General features: G+C 65.8%; 16 protein-coding genes. 10 read left to right on the plus strand and 6 right to left on the minus strand.

Annotated features, from left to right (window positions below; genetic code table 11):
• The first annotated feature begins 32 nt into the window (after positions 1–32).
• The 3 genes from NU688_RS12495 to NU688_RS12505 all read left to right on the plus strand — a co-directional run bounded on the left by NU688_RS12495 (position 33) and on the right by NU688_RS12505 (position 2937).
• Positions 33–1397 (plus strand): polysaccharide pyruvyl transferase family protein, encoded by a 1365-nt coding sequence (locus tag NU688_RS12495; protein ID WP_257860926.1) that lies wholly within the window; start codon positions 33–35, stop codon positions 1395–1397.
• A 313-nt stretch (positions 1398–1710) separates the two neighbouring features.
• On the plus strand, positions 1711–2463 hold the full coding sequence (locus tag NU688_RS12500) for an SDR family oxidoreductase (protein ID WP_257860927.1): 753 nt from the start codon (positions 1711–1713) through the stop codon (positions 2461–2463).
• A 66-nt stretch (positions 2464–2529) separates the two neighbouring features.
• Positions 2530–2937, plus strand: coding sequence for a cupin domain-containing protein (locus NU688_RS12505; RefSeq protein ID WP_257860928.1), 408 nt, complete (start codon positions 2530–2532; stop codon positions 2935–2937).
• Positions 2938–2943: 6 nt separating this feature from the next.
• Here NU688_RS12505 and mog read toward each other — a convergent pair whose 3' ends face one another.
• Together mog and yjgA are read right to left on the minus strand one after the other, a co-directional pair.
• Complete coding sequence (gene mog, locus NU688_RS12510) at positions 2944–3510, minus strand: molybdopterin adenylyltransferase (protein WP_374684647.1); 567 nt, start codon at positions 3508–3510, stop codon at positions 2944–2946.
• Between the two features lie 23 nt (positions 3511–3533).
• Positions 3534–4190, minus strand: coding sequence for a ribosome biogenesis factor YjgA (yjgA, locus tag NU688_RS12515; protein WP_257860930.1), 657 nt, complete (start codon positions 4188–4190; stop codon positions 3534–3536).
• Between the two features lie 98 nt (positions 4191–4288).
• On the opposite strand from yjgA, the gene pmbA reads away from it, so the two are divergent.
• A complete protein-coding gene (gene pmbA, locus NU688_RS12520; protein ID WP_257860931.1) occupies positions 4289–5659 on the plus strand; it encodes a metalloprotease PmbA in 1371 nt (456 codons plus the stop codon).
• 72 nt (positions 5660–5731) lie between these two features.
• Positions 5732–6682 carry an AraC family transcriptional regulator gene (locus NU688_RS12525; RefSeq protein ID WP_257860932.1) on the plus strand — a complete coding sequence of 317 codons (951 nt, stop codon included), beginning with the start codon at positions 5732–5734 and terminating at the stop codon, positions 6680–6682.
• A 166-nt stretch (positions 6683–6848) separates the two neighbouring features.
• Here the strand turns inward: NU688_RS12525 and NU688_RS12530 are convergent, their stop codons facing one another.
• The 4 genes from NU688_RS12530 to NU688_RS12545 all read right to left on the minus strand — a co-directional run bounded on the left by NU688_RS12530 (position 6849) and on the right by NU688_RS12545 (position 11434).
• On the minus strand, positions 6849–8084 hold the full coding sequence (locus NU688_RS12530) for an MFS transporter (RefSeq protein WP_257860933.1): 1236 nt from the start codon (positions 8082–8084) through the stop codon (positions 6849–6851).
• 8 nt (positions 8085–8092) lie between these two features.
• Complete coding sequence (locus NU688_RS12535; protein WP_257860934.1) at positions 8093–8956, minus strand: alpha/beta fold hydrolase; 864 nt, start codon at positions 8954–8956, stop codon at positions 8093–8095.
• A 189-nt stretch (positions 8957–9145) separates the two neighbouring features.
• The gene (locus NU688_RS12540) at positions 9146–9598 is read right to left on the minus strand and encodes a DUF4124 domain-containing protein (RefSeq protein WP_257860935.1); all 453 of its coding nucleotides are present in this window, start codon (positions 9596–9598) and stop codon (positions 9146–9148) included.
• Positions 9599–9703: 105 nt separating this feature from the next.
• Positions 9704–11434: a M4 family metallopeptidase gene (locus NU688_RS12545; RefSeq protein ID WP_257860936.1), complete on the minus strand. Its 1731-nt coding sequence runs from the start codon at positions 11432–11434 to the stop codon at positions 9704–9706.
• A gap of 333 nt (positions 11435–11767) precedes the next feature.
• Between NU688_RS12545 and NU688_RS12550 the strand changes: the two genes are divergently transcribed.
• The 5 genes from NU688_RS12550 to NU688_RS12570 all read left to right on the plus strand — a co-directional run bounded on the left by NU688_RS12550 (position 11768) and on the right by NU688_RS12570 (position 17065).
• Positions 11768–13048: a sugar ABC transporter substrate-binding protein gene (locus NU688_RS12550; RefSeq protein ID WP_257860937.1), complete on the plus strand. Its 1281-nt coding sequence runs from the start codon at positions 11768–11770 to the stop codon at positions 13046–13048.
• The gene (locus NU688_RS12555; RefSeq protein WP_257860938.1) at positions 13045–13929 is read left to right on the plus strand and encodes a carbohydrate ABC transporter permease; all 885 of its coding nucleotides are present in this window, start codon (positions 13045–13047) and stop codon (positions 13927–13929) included. The genes NU688_RS12550 and NU688_RS12555 overlap by 4 nt, the downstream gene beginning before the upstream one ends.
• Before the next feature lie 20 nt (positions 13930–13949).
• Positions 13950–14762, plus strand: coding sequence for a carbohydrate ABC transporter permease (locus NU688_RS12560; protein ID WP_374684648.1), 813 nt, complete (start codon positions 13950–13952; stop codon positions 14760–14762).
• Between the two features lie 109 nt (positions 14763–14871).
• Entirely contained in the window at positions 14872–15975 is a 1104-nt protein-coding gene (locus NU688_RS12565) for an ABC transporter ATP-binding protein (RefSeq protein ID WP_257860940.1), read from the plus strand.
• A 40-nt stretch (positions 15976–16015) separates the two neighbouring features.
• Entirely contained in the window at positions 16016–17065 is a 1050-nt protein-coding gene (locus NU688_RS12570) for an NAD(P)-dependent alcohol dehydrogenase (RefSeq protein ID WP_257860941.1), read from the plus strand.
• Positions 17066–17069: the final 4 nt, after the last annotated feature.

The following is a 17069-nucleotide window of genomic DNA, read 5'->3' on the forward strand; positions in this document are numbered from 1 at the left end:
AGTATCTGGAGGCATACCGAGGCTCTCGAATCTTGTTTTTTCCGAACCCAGGCAACGGCGGAGACTCACTTATCGCCGCCGCAACACTTCAGGCGTTCGCGCGGGCAGGTATCGCCTATAGCGTGATTGGCCTTGATGCCGATGTGGCAGGGGAGGTCGTCTTTCTGGGCGGCGGCGGCAACCTGATCCCGCTGTACGACAACATACAGACTGCCTACGAGACCTTTCTGGGTCATGCACGTCGGATCGTGCTGCTGCCGCATACCGTGCGTGGCAACGAAGAACTCCTCGGCAGGCTGGATGACAGCTGTACGCTGTTTGTTCGCGATGTATCGAGCCATGCGCACATCCGGAGGGTAAATCCCTCTCTCGATGTTCGGTTGACTCACGACATGGCATTTCACCTGGACGCAAATGAGTTCCTCGACACCGAGACGCTGAGGGGGCCGGGCCTTGAGCTGCTGAAGTCCAAGATGACAGGCGTCGGTATTTCGGTCGAAGCGCTGAAGACGTGGCCCAGCGTCGACATGCTGCGACTGGACCGGGAATCCACAGTGGGTGTCCCGGTGTCCGACGTTGATATTTCGGACCTGTTCATGCTCGGGGTTGGGCCGCGCGATGCGCCTCTTGCGGCATGGTGCTTCCTGAAGGCTATTGCTCAGGCCCGTCACATCAACACCGACCGTCTTCATGTCGCGATCGGTTCCGCGCTATTGGATGTTCCGTGCACGTTGCGCGACAACTCCTACGGCAAGAATTCTGCAGTCTTTCAGCACAGCCTCAAGGCGTTTGCCAATGTGCGGCTTGCGGCAAGTTCTCCGAAAGGAGATTCGAATACGGCGTCTTTCTCGACGATGCAACGACTGCGCGATGAGCTCGAGGAAGTGCAGGCAGTGGTCTCGGACTTTGCCGAATCGGCGTCTCGCAGCGGACAGGACAGTGCTCTCTTGCGCACAAGGCTCCTGGAGGCCGATAAGAATGCGGTCGAACTGCGGACCGCGCTCAGCGTCCTGGAAGCGAAAATCGAAGCCCTCGAAGGAAGCCTTCACGATGCGTCGATACAAGGCATCGATGTGCAGGAGAAGCTGACGGCCATGGTGATCCAACATTCGGAGCTTCTTGCCCGATACGACACCTTGGCGGCAGCCAACGTGACGTTGCGCTCCATGCTGGCACGCAGCGAATCTGCACAACACGAGGTCGCCCGATTGAGCGCAGTCCACCTCGGACTTGCGGCAGAGCACGCCGAACAGGGCGAAATGCTCAACATGGCGAGAGCGGAACTCGAGCTTCTTCGGCCTCAGGCGGCCGCAGCGCAGATGCATGTCGAGGCGCTGCTGGCCTCCACTTCGTGGCGCATCACCAAGCCATTGCGCTGGCTCCAACGGATGCGGTAATTGGATCGCAGAGCCTCTCCGAGGCCGGCAATTCCAGTCTCGGCGCTACGGGCGGGCCGCTGACCTGAACCAACTGCTCGGCATGGTGGGCTGATGTGGATCATCTGCTTGCCTGGCCTGGCGTTCCCTTGCAGTACTGGTTTCGGGGACATCTGCCGTCGGACGAGCGCTGCTCGTGGTCAACGCACCAAGCATGCGGCCCGATTTCGGGATTCTTCGACCCGGTGTCACAAACGCCCCCCGCTGGACGTCTTCCTCGCATGGACGCCCACGGGGGGCGTTCCTTTTGACTCCATCTACCGAGGAATCGACCATGAAGATCGTCATCATCGGAGGCTCCGGCCTCATCGGCTCCAAGCTCGCGGCCCTGTTGCGCCACGCCGGCCACGAGGTCAACCCAGCCTCGCCCTCCACGGGCGTCAACACGTTGACCGGCGAAGGTTTGAAAGAGGCGCTGGCGGGCGCCCAGGTCGTCATCGACGTGGCGAATTCGCCTTCGTTCGCGGACGAGCCGGCGCTCCATTTCTTCGACACCGCGGGGCGCAACCTGCTCGCGGCCGAGGCGGAGGCCGGCGTCGCGCACCATATCGCGCTGTCGGTGGTCGGCACCGATCGCCTGCTGGCCAGCGGCTATTTCCGCGCCAAGCAGCGCCAGGAGGAGCTGATCGAGGCCTCGTCCGTGCCCTGGACCATCGTGCAGGCCACGCAGTTCTTCGAGTTCGTGGCCGGCATCGCCGACGGGGGCGTGCGGGGCGGCGAGGTGCGGCTCTCGAATGCGCTGATCCAGCCGATGGCGGCGGACGATGTTGCCGCTGCACTGGCCGCGGTGGTGGCCGAGCCGCCCGCGCGGGGCCGGATCGAGATCGCGGGCCCCGAGGCGCTGCCGCTCGACACCCTGGTGCGCCGCCTGTTCGCGGCAACCGGCGACAAGCGTCCGGTCGTCACCGACGCAGAGGCCAGCTACTTCGGCGTGCAGCTCGACGACCGCTCACTGACACCCGGCACCGCTCCGCGTCTCGGGACGACCCGCTTCGCAGATTGGCTCGCACAGCGTGCGCGTGCCTGAGCCGCTGGCGACCTGCTCATCAACTCATTCGTTCAAGGCCTGCCACACGGGCCGGAAAGACAACCCATGACCCGCTTTCAAAAGACCTGCATCTCCCTCGGCCTCGCGCTCGGCGTGTTCGCCACGGCGCCCGCCCTGGCGGCACCCGAAGCCGCCGTGACCGCGCTCATGACGAAGGACCTGGCGGACATGCCCGGCAAGGAGGCGATCTCGTTCATCGTCGACTTCCCGCCGGGCTCCGTCGATCCGGTCCACCGCCACGATGCCCACGCCTTCATCTACGTGCTCGAAGGATCGATCGTGATGGGCGTGAAGGGCGGCAAGGAGGTCACGCTGACCCCGGGTCAGACCTTCTACGAAGGCCCGAACGACATCCACACCGTCGGCCGCAATGCCAGCACCACCAAGCCCGCGAAGTTCCTGGTGACGATGGTCAAGGACAAGGGGGCGCCGTTGCTGACGCTGGTCAAGTAACAGCGCTCAGCGCGTGGGGCGGATCGCGGACTTGGGCCGGAATGCCTTGCAGACCGCGTCGTCGGTTTCCAGGTACGGCCCGCCGATCAGGTCGATGCAGTAGGGCACCGCCGCGAAGATGCCGGGCACGACCTGCGCGCCATCCGCATCCTTCAGGCCTTCGAGCGTCTCGGCGATCGACTTGGGCTGCCCGGGCAGGTTGACGATCAGGCTCTTGTCGCGGATCACCGCCACTTGGCGCGACAGGATCGCGGTCGGCACGAAGCGCAGGCTGATCTGGCGCATCTGCTCGCCGAAGCCGGGCATTTCCTTGTGGGCGACGGCCAGGGTGGCTTCGGGGGTCACGTCCCGCAGGGCGGGGCCGGTGCCGCCGGTGGTCAGCACCAGCGAGCAGCCGGCGTCGACCAGCTCGATCAGCGTGGCGCTGATCAGGGCCGTTTCGTCGGGAATCAGCCGGGGCTCGAATTCGATGGGGTTCTTCAGCGCCCGACCGAGCCATTCCTTCAGCGCGGGCAGGCCCTTGTCTTCATAGGTGCCGCTGGAGGCGCGGTCGCTGACAGAGACGATGCCGATGCGGACCGGGTCGAACGCCGAACTCATGCGTCCTCTTCGCGGTCTTGCGCTGCGGCGGCCGCGGCGTGGTCGTCGCCGCCATGCACGGCCAGTTGCTCCCGCACCAGCTGGAAGATCTCGCGGTAGGCCTTGCCCTGGCGGGGCGCCTCGCCGGCCGGGCCGGTCTTCATGTCCTTGCGGGCCTGGCGCACCAGGGCGCGCAGCTGCTGGGAGTCTGTGGCGGGGTGGGTCTCGATCCAGCCGCCGAGGGCGTCGTCGTCGGCAATCAGCCGGTCGCGCCAGCGTTCGGCCTCGTGCAGGGCGGCGGTTTCGGCGGCGGGCGTGCTGTTCTGCTCGGTCAGGGCGAGCTTGACGGCTTCCAGCGTGGGCTCGTCGAGCTTGCGCATCAGCTTGCCGATGAACTGCATCTGGCGGCGCTTGCCCTCGAAGTTGGTGATGCGCTTGGCCTCGATGACGGCATCGACGAGCTTTTCGCCCAGCGGGAGCGCGTCGAACAGCGCCGCGCGCAGGCCGAGCAGTTCTTCGCCGAGTTTTTGCAGCTCGTCGCTTTCGCGCTTGAGATCGGTGCGGCTGGCCTCGTCGGTGCCCTTGAGCTCGCGCTTGAGCTCCAGGTCGAGTTCGCTGCCTTCGGCAACGAACTGGCCACGGACGAAATAGCCTTTTTTGGGTTTGCGGGACATGGGGTTGGATTCTGGGCCGCACCGTGCGGCGTTGCAATGTATGCAACAGAGACAGTGGGGAAACGGGAAAAGGGGTGCGCAAGTATCATAGCCACCACATGACGACATCCTCCTCGCGCGCCGATTCCGGCTTCGCCTACAGCCGCTCCTTCTTCGAAAACCTGGTCGATACGGCCCTGGCCCACGCCAAAAAGCTCGGTGCGACCGATGCGGGCGCCGAGGCCTCCGAGGGCTGCGGCCTCAGCGTCTCGGTCCGCAAGGGCGAACTCGAGAACGTCGAGCGCAACCGCGACAAGTCGCTCGGCATCACGGTCTACGTGGGCCACCGCCGCGGCAACGCGAGCACCTCCGATTTCTCCGAGGGCGCCATCAAGCAGACCGTGCAGGCCGCCTACGACATCGCCCGCTTCACCGCCGAAGACCCGGTCAGCGGCCTTCCCGACGAAGAAGACATCGCCAAGGAACACCCCGAACTCGACCTGTTCCACCCCTGGGACGTGACGAGCGAGCAAGCCGCAAAGCTGGCGCTGGAATGCGAAGCGGCAGCCCTCTCGACCGACAAGCGCATCACCAACAGCGAGGGGGCGGGCGTCTCGGCGCAGCAGAGCCACTTCTTCAGCGCCCACACGCACGGATTCCGCGGCGGTTACGCCAGCTCGCGGCACTCGATCTCGGTGGCACCCATCGCCGGCAAGGGCGACAACATGCAGCGCGACGCCTGGTACAGCTCCATGCGCGCGGCCGACGAGCTTGCGAGCCCGCAGGCCGTGGGCCGCTACGCCGCCGAACGGGCGCTCAGCCGCCTGAAGTCGCGCAAGATCAAGACCACCGAATGCCCGGTGCTGTTCGAGTCGCCGCTGGCCGTGGGCCTGTTGGGCGGGCTGGTGCAGGCCGTGAGCGGCGGGGCGCTGTACCGCAAGAGCACGTTCCTGCTCGATTCGCTCGGCAAGCCGGTGCTGCCCAAGCACATCGACATCGCCGAAGACCCGCATGTGATGCGCGGCAAGGGCAGCTCGCCTTTCGACGATGAAGGCGTGACCACCCGGGCACGCAAGGTGGTCGATGCGGGCCGGCTCGAGGGCTACTTTCTCTCCACCTACTCGGCCCGCAAGCTCGGCATGAAGACCACCGGCAACGCCGGCGGCTCGCACAACCTGACGCTGAGCTCGCGCATCACCAAGCACGGCGACGACCTGGACGCCATGCTCGCCAAGCTGGGCACCGGCCTTTTCGTGATCGAGCTGATGGGGCAGGGCGTGAACTACGTGACCGGTGACTATTCGCGCGGCGCCAGCGGCTTCTGGGTCGAGAAGGGCCGAATCGCCTTCCCGGTGGAGGAGATCACCATCGCCGGCAACCTGAAGGACATGCTGATGGGCATTGAAGCCATCGGGGCGGACGCCTACACTTTCGGCGCCAAGACCACGGGGTCGATTCTGGTCAACCGCATGAAGGTGGCCGGCGCCTGACGGGCGACCACGCCCGCCACTGGCAACGCCGCATGCTCAGAAGCAACCCGTGGTCACACCCAGGGAGACGCCATGAGCAAATACAACAACGCGAGAAAGCCGGAACTCGAGCATGAACTGATGCGCGACCCCCGGCTCGGTTTCGAGCCGGCGGGCGGCAGTTCGGTGCGCTGCCTGCAGCACGGCGTGCCCTGGCCGTTCGACTGCTGGCACTACCACGACGAGTACGAGCTGCAGATCATCAACCGCAGCAGCGGCGACGCCTATGTCGGCAACCACATCGGCCGCTTCGAGCCGGGCTACGTGGCCCTCGTCGGCGGGCGATTGCCGCACACCTGGATTTCCCACGACGTGCCGCCCGAGGGCATTGCCGACCGCAGCATGGTCATTCATTTCCGCGACGAGCCGCTGCGCAAGGCCTCGGGCCTGTTCCAGGAATTGGAGGCGGTGCTGCCGATGCTCGACCGCGCAAGGCTCGGCATCGAGTTCTTCGGCATCCACGAGCGGATGCGCGAGCGCTTCGTGCGCGTGCAGGGCCAGGAGGGCATGGCCCGGCTCTCGGAATTCATCGGGCTGCTGCACGAGCTGGCGAACTGGGAAGACTGGCGCCAGATCTCCAGCGCGGCCGGCCCGCTGGACGACGACCCGAGCGCCAACACCCGCATGCGCCGCGTGCTCGACTACCTCGATGCGCACCTGACCGAAGAGCTCTCGCTGCCGGCCGTGTGCGCGGTGGCCAACATGGCCGAGAGCAGCTTCTCGCGCTACTTCCACAAGCACATGGGCAGCACCTTCACCGACTTCGTGACGCGGCTGCGCATCACGAAGGCCTGCGAGATGCTGCAGACCTCCGACCGGCTGGTGAGCGACATCTGCTACGAGGTGGGCTTTGCGAACCTCGCGAATTTCAACCGACGCTTCCTGCAGCTCAAGGGCATGACGCCCTCGGCCTACCGTCAGCAGGCACAAGACCGCTTCGGCCTGCGCACCGCGCACAACACGCCGCTTGCGACCATGGCCTGAGAAGGTGTGAACGAACCCGCCATGCCCGCTCATCCCGCCCAGACGCACCCGCTCGGCGTTGCAAATGCTCGCCATAGCCCGAGCTATGGCTGCGCTTTGCGCCTTGATCGGGCGCGCCTGGACGGGCTGCTCAGGCACGCCGGATTCATTCACACCTTCTGAGTCTTCAGGGGTTCGAATCCGGCGGCGTCAGGTGCCGGGTCGCGGCCCAGAACGCCAGCGCGATGCCGCTGGTGACGGCGCCCGCGATGCAGACTCCGTTCCATCCGGCATGGGCGTACAGCATCGTCGAGGCGATCGATCCTGCGGCGGAGCCGATCGAATAGAAGATCATGTAGCCGGCAGTCAGCCGGCTCTGCGCTTCCGGGCGCACGCGGTAGATCAGGCTCTGGTTCGAGACGTGCACCGACTGCAGGCCGAAGTCGATCAGGACGACGCCGACCACCATGGCCCAGATCGACCACGGCAGCAGCGCGATGAGCCCCCACGACAGCAGCATGGCCACGAGCCCGATGCCGGTGGTGCGCTGCGCCCGGCCGCGGTCCGCCTGACGGCCCGCGCGCGCCGCGCCCAGCGCGCCGGCCGCGCCCGCCAGGCCGAACAGCCCCACCTGCGTGTGCGAGAGCGAGAACGGCGGCGCCGTCAGCGGCAACACCATCGGCGTCAGCAGCATGGTGATGGCCATGAAGATCAGCATCGCGAGCACCGCGCGGATGCGCAGCACGGGCTCTTCGGCGAAGAGGGTGAACACCGAGCGGATCAACTGCAGGTACGGGATGCGCACCGCCGGCCGCACGTTGCGCGGGAGCGCCTTCCACAGCAGGCCCGAGACGACCAGCGTGGCCGCGGCCGACACCAGGTACACCGAGCGCCAGCCGAAAAGATCCGACAGCGTGCCCGACACGGCCCGCGCGAGCAGGATGCCGACGATGATCCCGCTGGTGACGATGCCCACCACGCGGCCCCGCTCGCCCGGCGGCGCCATGATCGCGGCGTAGGCGACCAGCACCTGCGTCACGACGGCCAGCAGGCCGACGGCAGCCATCGCCGGCAGCAGGATCGCAGCACTGGGCGCCAGCGCAACGCAGAGCAGCGCGATCACCGACAACAGCGATTGCCCGACGATCAACCGTCGCCGGTCGATCAGGTCGCCCAGCGGCACGACCAGCAGCAGCCCGAGGCCGTAGCCGACCTGGGTGATGGTGATGACGATGCCGACCGTCGCAGGGCGGATGCCGAAGGTGACCGCGAGCGTGTCCAGCAGCGGCTGGGCGTAGTAGACGTTGGCAACCGCCAGCCCGCAGGCGACTGCGAACAGCAGCGCCATCGCGCCGGATATGGACGGCGCGGCAGGCCGTGCTTCTGCGTGCCGCGCCGCGGCCGCATCGAGGTTCAATTCCACGGCGGACCTCAGGCCTTCAGGGCGTCATGGAAGCGCTCGATATGGGCGGAGATCACCTCTCCCAGTTCTTCGAGCGCGAAGTGGCCGGTGTCGAGCAGCTTGAAGTCGATCTGCCGCAGATCGCGCTGGTACGGGTACGCACCCGACGGCGGAAAGATCACGTCGTTGGCGCCCCAGACGACCAGCGTAGGCGGCTGGTGCTGGCGGAAGTACGCCTGCCAGGCCGGGTAGCGCGCGAGGTTGCTGCCGTAGTCGTGCAGCAGCGCCGCCATCGCGTCCTTGTTGCCGGGGCGGGCGAGCAGGGCGCGCTGCAGCAGCCAGTTGTCCGGGTCGATGCGCGACGGGTCCTTCACGCCGTGCGTGTAGTTCCACTCCAGCGCCGCATCGGACATCGCGGCTTCGCGGATCTTTGCGTAGTTGGCGGGCGACGGGTCTTTCCACAGCGCGCGTGCGAGGCCCCAGAAATCGTCGGGCAGGCCTTCCTCGTAGGCGTTGGCGTTCTGCACCACGAGGAAGCTGACCCTCTCTGGATGGCGGGTGGCGAGGCGAAATCCCACCGGGCCGCCGAAGTCCTGCATGTAGAGGCCGTAGCGCTCGAGGCCCAGTTGCTCGGTGAACTTTTCGACGACGTCGGCGAGGCCGTCGAAGGTGTAGCTGAACTCGACCACCGAAGGCGCATCGCTGTGCCCGAAGCCCGGGTAGTCCGGCGCGATCACGTGGAAGCGATGGGCCAGCCGCTCGATCAGCCCGCGGTACATGAAGGACGAGGCCGGAAAGCCGTGCAGCAGGAGCAGCACCGGCAGCGCGGGGTCGCCCGCCTCGCGATAGAAGATCTTCAGGCCGTCGACGGTGGCGGTGCGGTAGTGGGTCATGGCGAATCCGGGAAGAGGTTGAGGGGGCGGATGGCGGCTTCTGGTTTCAAAAGAAGACTGATCGAATTCTATCGATCAAGTTTTATATTGCAACCAATGAGGCCGAGCCGCCACCAGGGCGATGGTTTCTCCAGCACCCGGCTTCAGTCGGAATCGGTTATTCGCTCCCGCGCCCGCGGGATCGCTTGATCACTTGCAGAAGGACTTGACGTCGTTCTGTGCCACATCGCGGTCGTACTGATCAATGGGCTTGCCGTTGCTGTGCTGCAGCAGACCGGCGAGAACATCGCGCGCAAGGGCGCAGCGCGATGCGTCGGTGCCGTTTTCCCTTCCCCCCGAGACCGACCTGGGCCTTGCCGCGGGCGGCCCGTAGGGCGGCGCTCCCGCCGCTGTCTGCGTCGGCGGCGTGGCCCTGCTCCAGGCGCGCCAGTCTTCCTTCGGTGCGGAGGCTTGCGGCGCCGCCGGTGCGGGTTTCACTTCCACGGTCTTCGCGTTGCCCGCGTCGGCCTTTCGCTCCGAGTAATGCGTCTGGCCCTTGGCATCGACCCATTTGTAGATTTCCGCATGGCCGGCGGACGGAAGAAGCAGCGCCGCGAGAGCGGCGACCAGCACAACATGCCAGGCGGGATTCGGACTTTGCATCTTGGGGCGCAGATGGATGAATCGGTGGGCACCGATTCTGGCCCGGATGATGCCCGACCGGCGGCCGTTTCAGCCGGCCGGCCGGGGCCTTTCACCGCCGACTGGTCATTCCACCAGGACCGCGCTCCAGGCGCGCGCCACGGCCGCCTTCTCGACCGAGTTGGCGCCATAGAGATCCGACGCCGCGCGGATCGACGCGACGCGGGCATTCGGATAGGTCGAGTTGCCGTTCAGGTACAGCGTGAGCGTGCGATACCAGATCTTGCCGGCCTTGTCGCGCCCGATGCCCGCCACCCCGGTGTCGCCGTTGCACACCAACTGGTTCTTCGTCAGGCTGGTGTCGGTCGACGGCACCACGGCGCCTTCGGCCAGCAGGTAGAAGAAGCGATTGCCGACACCGGAGGTGAGGTGAGGGTCGTGCCGGGGATTCACGAGCACGCTCTTGAAGCCGCCCTGCGGGTAGCAGACGTATGAGCGCCCGTCGATGTCCTGCTTGTACATCTTGCGCAGGCCTGCGGCCAGTATTCGGGCGCCGATGACGTAGTTGCCCGGATCGTTCGCGTTGCTCGCATAGAACTTGACGAGGGTGCCGAAGATGTCCGAATTCGCTTCGTTCAGGCCCCCCGCGTCACGCGAGTACGCAAGGTTCGCGGTGGCCTGGTTCACGCCGTGGCTCATCTCGTGTCCGGCAACGTCGATGGACACCACCGGCCTCGGCAGGGAAGTGCCTGCCTGCCCGTCGCCGTAGACCATCATCCGGTACTCGCCGATCCATGCGGCATTGGCGCCTGTGATGCTGCCGTCCTGGTTGGTGAACAGCACGTGCGCGTAGCTTTGCACGCCCTGGCCGTCGTTGAAGATGCCGTTGCGGCCATGCGTGTTCTTGTAATAGTCCCAGGTCTTGGCCAGCCCGTAGTTGATGTCGACTGCGACGGTCTTGCGGTCCGTGACGGCGCCGTTGCCCCACTTGTTGTCGGGGCTGGTGAACGGGGTCAGATCCGGTGCATCGAACAGGTCGGTGTACACCGAGTCGCGGCCATCGATCACCTCGCCGCTGCCGCGTGTCGGATCGACCATGCGGTAGGCGTTGTTGCCGGTCTGGTCGGTGGTGATCTGGAGTTCGCCGTAGTACAGCGACTTCCCCGTGCCCGTGGCGGCCGCGGTGTGCGCGAGGTCTTCGGCGTCCAGCAGCTTGCCGTCCGCCGCGTTGACGTAGTACGCAACCGCGCTCCCGTGCGCCGCGGTGGCCCTGCCGTAGATGCGCACCTCGTAGGCCAGCACCGGCTTTTCATCACGCGCGAAGACCACCAGTTCGGGTGTGGCGTACCGCGTCACCGCGCTGGCGAATCGCTCGCCCGCAATCTGCTTGGCGCGCTCGGCGCCGATGTCGGGCGCGTTCTGGATGACGGTGCGCCCATCGACCTTGGCCAGCGTTTGGGGCAGTTGGATCGGGCTGCCCTGCGTCAGGCTGGACTGGGTCAGTTGCCCCCGCACCGAATGCACGACCACGTCGCCGCCGATCACGCGCAACCCGTTGTGAAAGCGGTCGAAGCGCACGTGTTCGGTGCCGTCCTTGTCCACGATCACGTCGCGCGGCTTGAACTGGTCGCCCTCGGGGAGCGCCGCCGCACTGCCTGCCGCGCCCTGGAAGTCGAGCGATCGGCGTGTGCGGCTGGGCGCGGGCGTCGCGACGCTGAAGCTCGACGGGTTGCTCTGGATCAGCCCCAGCGCGCGATCGATCGCCGCCTGCTTGCCCGGGTCCGCATCCGCGGCAAAGGCGCCATGCCCCGCCAACGTCAACACTGCGAGAACGACAACTTTGAGTCTGGTTTTCATAGGCATTCCACAAAAGGTGATGTAAGGGATAGACACATACCGGCCGGCCGACGCTTGTGACGTCGGTGAATGGCCGCGTGGATTACAGCGGGGATCGCATGCAGCGTCGATACGGGGGAAGTAGTCGATTCCGCGCTATTTCTTCTCGTGCGCTTTCGGCCTGCAAACCTTCGGATTGCAATGAACGAAAACTGATTAGCACCCTGCACCCCCGGCAAAACCCCAAGTCCGCTGGTCATTGAAATACCAGTCCCCCGGCGCGCGTGTACGCGGGGTGGGGCCTTCGCTGCATACGCTTCGTCACCCTCACAAAGAAGTCAAGGAGACGAACAAATGATCCACCGAAACACCCACCGCATCGCCGCTGGCGCACTGCTGCTGGCGGCATTGGCCGCCGCGGGCCACGCCCAGGCGCAGCAGGCCTGCAAGGACGATGTGCGCGTGCTGTCACAACCCCGCGACGGCCTCACCCTGCTCGAAAAGTACAAGGACGAGTTCAAGGCCCTGAGCGGTGCCTCGTTCACCATCGACAACCTCAACGAGAACGATCGCCGCACCAAGACGCGCGCCGATGCATCGACGGTCGGCAAGTACAACGTGTACTACGTCGACGAGGCCAACGTGCCCTTGTTCGCGCAGTCCAAGTGGATCGTGCCGCTCGCCAAGTACTACCCGGCCGACTACGACTACGCCGACTTCGACCCCGGCCGCCAGAAGGTTGCGACTTTCGGGGGTGAAACATGGTTCGCGCCGGTCACCGGCGGTGGCGACCTCTTGGTCTACCGCAAAGACCTGCTCGAGAAGGCCGGCGTCAAGCCGCCCACCACGCTGGACGAATTCGTTGCTGCCGCGAAGAAGCTCAACGACCCGGCCAACGGCATTTACGGCGTGGCGCTGCGCGGCCAGCGCGGCTCGGGCGCCAACGTGTGGCGCTGGATGCCGTTCTTCCGCGGCTATGGCGGCCAGTGGTTCGACGGCGACAAGCCGGTCTTCAATTCGCCCGCCGCGCTGAAGGCCACGCAGACCTACCTGGAGCTCTTCAAGTACTCGGCACCCGGCACCAAGACCGGCAGCTGGGACGAATCCACCGGCGCCTTCCTCGCAGGCAAGGTCGCGATGCTGGTCGAGTCGACGCCGCTCGCCGGCAATGCGCTCGATCCCAAGACCTCGACCGTGATCGGCAAGGTGGCCTACCTGCCGCCGCCCACGCCGCTGACCGGTGGCGGCTACGGCCACGGCCTGGCCATCGGCACCAAGGCCAACAAGACCGAAGAGGCGAAGAAGTGCGCGGGCCTCTTTGTCGCCTGGGCCACCTCGAAGAAGCAGGAGCAGCGTCGTCTGGCCGAAGGCCAGTTCAGCGAACTCAACCGCACCAGCGTGCTGGGCAGCCCCGAGTTCGCCAAGCGCTACGGCGCCGATCTCGGCAAGGCCCTGGCCGACACCGGCAAGGTGACCGCGGTGAACTTCTGGCAGGACCCAGCATGGCCTGATCTCGGCGATCGCTGGGGGATCATCCTCGAGGAACTGGTCACCGGTTCGCGCACCGACATCCAGGGCGGGCTCGATGAACTCGATGCCTACGCGAAGCAGTTGATCGCACGGCGCAAGAAGTGAAGACGACACGAAGCAACAACAAGACGAGGCTGCCGGTCGTCTTCATCGGACCGGGCCTCCTGGTGCTGGCGGTCCTGGCGCTGGTGCCGACGATCTTCGCGATCGTCATCTCGCTGCAGGACCGGGAGCTGGGCCAGGCCGATATCGGCTGGGTCTGGTTCTCGAACTATGTGCAGCTCTTCTCCGACCGGCGCTTCCTGAACTCGGTGAGCGTCTCGCTCATCTGGGAAGTGCTGACGGTCACTTCGACCATGGCCGTCGCGGTGCTGCTGGGCGTGTTGCTGTTCCAGAACACGTCGCCGCGCTGGCGCAATGCGCTGTGCATGCTGTTCATCGTGCCGGTGCTGCTGCCGCGCGTGTCGGCCGCCTTCGTCTGGAAGTTCGCGTTCCATCCGCTGTTCGGCCTGCTCACGTATCCGTACAAGGCGATCACGGGTGAACCGCTGGACCTGCTGGCCAATCCGCTCACGGCGCTGCTCACCGTGGCCTTTGTGGACGTGTGGCAGTGGGGCCTGTTCTTCGCCGTCATCGTGCTCAAGCTGCTCGAGACCCTGCCGCCCCAGCCCTTCGAGGCCGCGCGCATGGACCACGCCAAGACCTGGGAGGTCTACACCTACGTCGCGCTGCCGATGCTCAAGGCGCCGCTCATCAGCCTCACCTTCGTGAAGATGGTCGAGTCGCTGCGGGCCTTCGACCTCATCTACGTGATGACGCGCGGCGGCCCCGGCATCTCGACCGAGACGCTGGACATGTACGCCTTCTCGCAGGGCTTCATCGAGTCGGGGCGCATCTCGTACGCATCGAGCATGGCGGTGCTGATGATGGTCGCCTCGACCGTGGCCTTCACCTACATCTGGAAATGGACGAGGCCCTCGTCATGAAAAAGAAATCGTCTCTGTCCGTGGGTACGCTGCTCGCGCGGCTGGTGCTCGTCGTCGCGGGTCTCTCGGCCCTGGTGCCGGTGCTCTGGACCTTCCTCAACTCGTTCAAGAACCGGGTCGACATCGTCTCGGCCGTGCCGAAGTTCATCTTCACGCCCACGCTGGAGAACTACGCCTACGTGCTGGGCCGCGAGGCCGTGGCGCAGGGGCTCATCAACTCGATCCTGGTGGTCGGCGCGGCCGTCATCATCGGCGCGGTGCTCGGGTTGCCGGCCGCCTACGCGCTCGCGCGCTATCCGCTGCGCTGGGCCGACGACATCCAGTTCTTCGTGCTGTCGATGCGCTTCCTGCCACCGGTGGCGGTAGCCATTCCGCTTATGGTCATCTGGCTGCAGCTGGAGCTGTACGACACGCGCTTCGCGCTCATCGTCACCTACACGCTGCTCACGCTGTCGACGGTGATCTGGCTCGCGATTCCGGCTTTCAAGGCGGTTCCCAAAGAGGTGGAGGAGGCCGGCAGGGTCGATGGCTACGGGCCCTACGCGATCTTCTTTCGCGTCTCGCTGCCGATTGCCGCGCGCTCCCTGGTCGGCGCCATCGCCTTCGGCTTCGTGCTGGTGTGGAACGAGTTCCTCATCGCGCTGATGCTCACCACCTCCGACGCGAAGACGCTGCCCATCGTCGCCTCCGAACTCAGCCAGCTCGGGCGCGACGTGCCGTGGGGCATCTTGAACGCCTCGGTCATCCTGCTGTCGGTGCCGCCGCTCCTGATGGTCGGCGTGCTCAGCGGCTTTCTCAATGCCGCGTTCAAGCGCAAACGGGAGACGACATGAGCGCCGCGCCGGGCCGCCCCAAGCAAGCTCGCTCCCGCTTGCCGGGAAGGCGCGTAGCGCCAAGGGAGCACCAATGACTCGCATCACCTTCTTTTCTCCAGAACAAAAAATGTCCGCAATCAGCTGTCACAAAATCATCAAGAGTTACGGGGACACGCAGGTCGTCCACGAGTTCGACCTCGACGTGGCCGACAACGAGTTCGTCGTGTTCCTCGGCCCTTCGGGCTGCGGCAAGTCGACCATCCTGCGCATGCTCGCGGGCCTGGAAGACATCAGCGGCGGCGACCTGCGCATCGGTGGCCGGCGGGTCAACGACCTGCCGCCGCAGGAGCGCGGCATTGCCATGGTGTTCCAGAACTACGCGCTCTATCCGCACATGACCGTGCGCGACAACATCGCTTTCGGCCTCAAGCGGCTGAAGGTGCCCAAGGCCGAGATCGACAGCCGCATCAAGGAGGTGTCGGACACTCTGGGCCTGGAGCGCTACCTGCAGCGCAAGCCCACCGAGCTTTCGGGCGGCCAGCAGCAGCGCGTGGCGATCGCCCGCGCGATGATCAAGACGCCCAAGGTGTTCCTGTTCGACGAGCCGCTGTCGAACCTCGACGCCAAGCTGCGCAACCACATGCGCATCGAGATCGCGAAGCTGCACCAGACGCTCAAGACCACAACGGTCTACGTCACGCACGACCAGCACGAGGCGATGACGCTGGCCGACCGCATCGTGCTGCTGCGCGACGGGCGCATCGAGCAGGTCGGCTCGCCCAAGGAAATCTTCGAGCGCCCGCGCTCCGCCTTCGTGGCCGGCTTCATCGGAACGCCGCCGATGAATCTGGTGGAAATGTCGGTGAAAGACGAGGGCAGCCATTTCGAACTGAGCGGCCGAAGCGGTGTCGTGCATGTGAACGCCCGCCGCTTCGCGCTCGAAGGCCGCGAGCGCGTGACGCTGGGCATCCGTCCCGCGCACCTGCGGGTGGACACGAACAGCGGCCGCGATGGCGGCTTCTGTGGCGAGGTGCAGCTCATCGAATACCTCGGCAACGAAGTGCTGGTGAGCTTTGGCGGAGACGGCAACGAAATCTCCGCACTCATGCCCTCGTCACAGAGCCCGCACCTGCACGGGTGCGTGAGCTTCGTGGCCGATCCCGAGCAGGTGCATCTGTTCGACATCGACACCGGCGCATCGCTGCGCGTGGACAGCACCCCTTTGCATTGAACACAGACAACCCCAACACACTCTCGAGCGAAAGATGGAAATGAAAGCACTGGTCCTGGAAAAGGCACACGAACTCACGCTGCGCGACGTCGACGTCCCCCTGCACATGGGACCGCGCGACGTGAAGATCCGCATGCACACCGTGGGCGTCTGCGGCAGCGACGTCCACTACTACCAGCATGGCGGCATCGGCCCCTACATCGTCAACGAGCCGATGATCCTCGGCCACGAAGCCTCCGGCGTGGTCGCCGAGGTGGGCGCCGAAGTCACGCACCTGAAGCCCGGCGACCGCGTCTGCATGGAGCCCGGCATTCCCGAGATGGATTCGCGCGCCACCCGCGAAGGCATCTACAACCTCGACCCCGCCGTGCGCTTCTGGGCCACGCCGCCGATCCACGGTTGCCTCACGCCCTTCGTGGTGCACCCGGCGGCCTTCACCTTCCGCATGCCCGACAACGTGAGCTTCGGCGAAGGCGCCATCGTCGAGCCGCTGGCCATCGGCCTGCAGGCCGCGAAGAAGGCCGCGCTGAAGCCGGGCGACGTGGCGGTGGTCATCGGCGCCGGCACCATCGGCGCGATGACCGCGCTGGCGGCACTGGCCGGTGGTGCGGCGCGCGTGATCCTCGCGGACCTCGTGCCTGAGAAGCTGGCCCTCTTTGCCGACAACCCGGCCGTGACGACGGTGAACGTGCGCGACACCAACCTCGCGGAAACCGTGAAGACCCTGACCGACGGCTGGGGCGCGAATGTCGTCTTCGAAGCCAGCGGCAGCACCCGCGCCTACGAGGGCATCTTCGATCTGCCGTGCCCCGGCGGCTGCATCGTGATCGTGGGCTGTCCGCCCGCCAAGGTCGCGTTCGACATCGTCGGTATCCAGGCGAAGGAACTGCGCATCGAATCGGTGTTCCGCTACGCCAACATCTTCCCGCGCGCGCTGGCGCTGATCGCATCGGGGCAGGTGAACGTCAAGCCCTTCATCTCGCGCACCTTCGCGTTCGAGAACGGCATCCAGGCTTTCGAGGAAGCAGCGGCGGGGCGGGCGAGCGACGTGAAGATCCAGATCGAGTTTCCGGAAGACTTGACGGTCTGACCCC

The sequence above is a fragment of the Variovorax sp. ZS18.2.2 genome (genome assembly GCF_024701975.1).
Taxonomy (GTDB): Bacteria; Pseudomonadota; Gammaproteobacteria; order Burkholderiales; family Burkholderiaceae_C; genus Variovorax.

What these genes read in the sequence shown, in the direction of transcription:
- NU688_RS12500 (WP_257860927.1), top strand. Translation starts at nt 1,711, where the DNA reads ATGAAGATCGTCATCATCGGAGGCTCCGGCCTCATCGGCTCCAAGCTC.
- NU688_RS12505 (WP_257860928.1), top strand. Translation starts at nt 2,530, where the DNA reads ATGACCCGCTTTCAAAAGACCTGCATCTCCCTCGGCCTCGCGCTCGGC.
- yjgA (WP_257860930.1), bottom strand. Translation starts at nt 4,190, where the DNA reads ATGTCCCGCAAACCCAAAAAAGGCTATTTCGTCCGTGGCCAGTTCGTT.
- pmbA (WP_257860931.1), top strand. Translation starts at nt 4,289, where the DNA reads ATGACGACATCCTCCTCGCGCGCCGATTCCGGCTTCGCCTACAGCCGC.
- NU688_RS12525 (WP_257860932.1), top strand. Translation starts at nt 5,732, where the DNA reads ATGAGCAAATACAACAACGCGAGAAAGCCGGAACTCGAGCATGAACTG.
- NU688_RS12535 (WP_257860934.1), bottom strand. Translation starts at nt 8,956, where the DNA reads ATGACCCACTACCGCACCGCCACCGTCGACGGCCTGAAGATCTTCTAT.
- NU688_RS12540 (WP_257860935.1), bottom strand. Translation starts at nt 9,598, where the DNA reads ATGCAAAGTCCGAATCCCGCCTGGCATGTTGTGCTGGTCGCCGCTCTC.
- NU688_RS12545 (WP_257860936.1), bottom strand. Translation starts at nt 11,434, where the DNA reads ATGAAAACCAGACTCAAAGTTGTCGTTCTCGCAGTGTTGACGTTGGCG.
- NU688_RS12550 (WP_257860937.1), top strand. Translation starts at nt 11,768, where the DNA reads ATGATCCACCGAAACACCCACCGCATCGCCGCTGGCGCACTGCTGCTG.
- NU688_RS12565 (WP_257860940.1), top strand. Translation starts at nt 14,872, where the DNA reads ATGTCCGCAATCAGCTGTCACAAAATCATCAAGAGTTACGGGGACACG.
- NU688_RS12570 (WP_257860941.1), top strand. Translation starts at nt 16,016, where the DNA reads ATGAAAGCACTGGTCCTGGAAAAGGCACACGAACTCACGCTGCGCGAC.